Source organism: Acetonema longum DSM 6540, assembly GCF_000219125.1.
GTDB classification, from domain to species: Bacteria; Bacillota; Negativicutes; order Sporomusales; family Acetonemataceae; genus Acetonema; species Acetonema longum.
Genome location: NZ_AFGF01000090.1, coordinates 1 through 2061, shown reverse-complemented (window position 1 = coordinate 2061; position 2061 = coordinate 1). Strand labels below are relative to the sequence as shown.

General features: G+C 36.1%; 3 protein-coding genes. 1 reads left to right on the top strand and 2 read right to left on the bottom strand.

All coding sequences use genetic code 11. The features are described from left to right. Positions 1–300 precede the first annotated feature (300 nt). Complete coding sequence (locus tag ALO_RS10730) at positions 301–546, bottom strand: hypothetical protein (protein ID WP_004095584.1); 246 nt, start codon at positions 544–546, stop codon at positions 301–303. 252 nt (positions 547–798) lie between these two features. Further along, on the bottom strand, positions 799–1164 hold the full coding sequence (locus tag ALO_RS10725) for a hypothetical protein (protein ID WP_004095579.1): 366 nt from the start codon (positions 1162–1164) through the stop codon (positions 799–801). Positions 1165–1562: 398 nt separating this feature from the next. On the opposite strand from ALO_RS10725, the gene ALO_RS10720 reads away from it, so the two are divergent. Beyond that, positions 1563–1943, top strand: a complete 381-nt coding sequence (locus ALO_RS10720) for a hypothetical protein (RefSeq protein ID WP_004095577.1) — start codon at positions 1563–1565, stop codon at positions 1941–1943. Positions 1944–2061 lie beyond the last annotated feature (118 nt).

The window sequence follows — 2061 nt, the reverse complement described above, 5'->3', positions numbered from 1 at the left end:
GATACTTGATAGTTGCAGGAACTTTTTTATATTTATATGGTAATTATCCATGGTGGTTATCCCCTCTACTTTTTGGGATATCATTTTACGCCTACTCGCCAGTCCCCCTGCGTCTCGTTAATTTTGAAGACACAACACCTAGTCTCATTCTCAAATATACAAATTTTTTCTGGTACGACACCGTTAATTAGATTCTCTTCCCATCTTTGTTTGACATCTAAGTCTAACGTCTTCCTATATTGAATCGCTAGCCTTTCATTGTTTTGTAGTAAGTTTTTTGTATTAGTATTAATCTTTTAATTATGTCATAAAATACATTCTTTCTGAGAAAATGCCACCTTCTGTTGCGATGCATCTTGCTAGCCGCTGAGCCGCCATATCAAAATGGAACTTGGGTGAAGGGCAGGGAACCGGCTCTAATTCAGATAGCATATTCGTTTTCTTATTTAATCTAATTCTTCCCTGATGCTGTTCATCTGGCCCAAACTTATAAACCACGGCATCCCCATCTTCATGCTCTTTAATCATCAAAACTATAGCTGCCATTTTCACACTCCTTTTACTATTCTGTTGGCGTCCATGGTGCGCTACGATTAATTTGTCGCATTATGTGCATTTCGATAGTCCGTCTTGAAAATTTTTTTTATTTTCTCATCGTCCTCTTGACGGGTAGCGCATCAAATTGGTTCAATTGCTCCGCTGTTTTTAAGATAAGGTGCCAAAAAGTGATCGTCCCCAGCGCCAACTATGGGCGGATAGCCTGATAATTGAAGAAAAATCTCCATTCCCATGATTCCTTTAGGTAAGCTTAAAACTTAGGTCTTTTTGCGACAAATCAATAGCCACTGCTAGTTGAATTTGACCAATCCTACTAAGCTTTCGCATATACTGTTCAAGTGATATTATTTCCACAACAGACTGTGTACTTACGTTATACCGGTCTAACTCAATTACAGCTATAACTTTCGCATCAATGAAAATTACATAAATATCTTCACTTTGTTCAGGTGTCCAACCAATAATATATGCCGTTTTCATGTCAGGAAAGTAGCTTCTCATTACATTCAATAGCCTTTGATTTTCTCTCTCTTGAAACAAAGCCTTGTGCGAATTAATCAACTGATTTCTAAAATCCTGTTCCGTTTTACTTCCAATAAACTTCATTTTATCACTCCCGATGCAGCTGTTATCGAATTACTATAAAAGAGGGGGATCGCCGGGACGGGTCTCTTATTATGCTCGCGCAATAACACCTTGACTGACCCCTGTCACTCTGACAATCTGGCTCGGCGATATCCCTGTTATATTTTTAATTGGCCGATGAATCTCTTTCTGCTTTTCTTTTGCTTTTCGGGGTATGATTATCATCTCTATTTTTGAAGATATCATTTTTACTGGTTACTCGTCAGTAGAACCGCCCCTTGAATCCGCAATGAAATATCCATAGCTTGTTTGCTTCTGATAACATAGCGTAGAGGAACTTCTTTATCAGAGACTATTCAATGGTTTTTGAACAGTCTCTGATAACAACATGTGAATTATTTTTGAGGAGCTGATCACTAGTGTTAGGTTTATTTATATCGTATAAAGGAAATTTTAGCAATGTTGTTGCATTAGTTGAAAAACTGATTGAGAGATCCCTGGTCATTACAAGGGATGAAATAGGAGAAAAATGTATTTTCCAATTATTTAATATTGAATTTGTTTTAATGGGTAACCATGAGTTAGAAGATGATTTTGGAATTGCATTTACAAATTATGAAATACATATTAACATGATCCCATTAAATTCAGGACAAGAAATCGATGGTTATATAAAAATGTTTAACTCTATATCGTTATATTTAGCTGATAAGATATCAAAGACGCTAAAAACTGAAATTATTGTAGTAGAAGATTTACAAGAAATTGTTTATAAGTCTAACAGGGGACAGGGTTATTGACAACAATAGACGCTAGGGGCCGATCACCTTTTGGCATATTGTTTTTGGACTGAAAAATAATATGCCAAAAGGTGATCGTCTCAGTGTCAAATTTTATACTGCAGTTAAATCTTGATTG

Excerpts from the sequence above, each read along its gene's own strand:
- ALO_RS10730 (WP_004095584.1), bottom strand. The coding sequence starts at position 546 with ATGGCAGCTATAGTTTTGATGATTAAAGAGCATGAAGATGGGGATGCC.
- ALO_RS10725 (WP_004095579.1), bottom strand. The coding sequence starts at position 1,164 with ATGAAGTTTATTGGAAGTAAAACGGAACAGGATTTTAGAAATCAGTTG.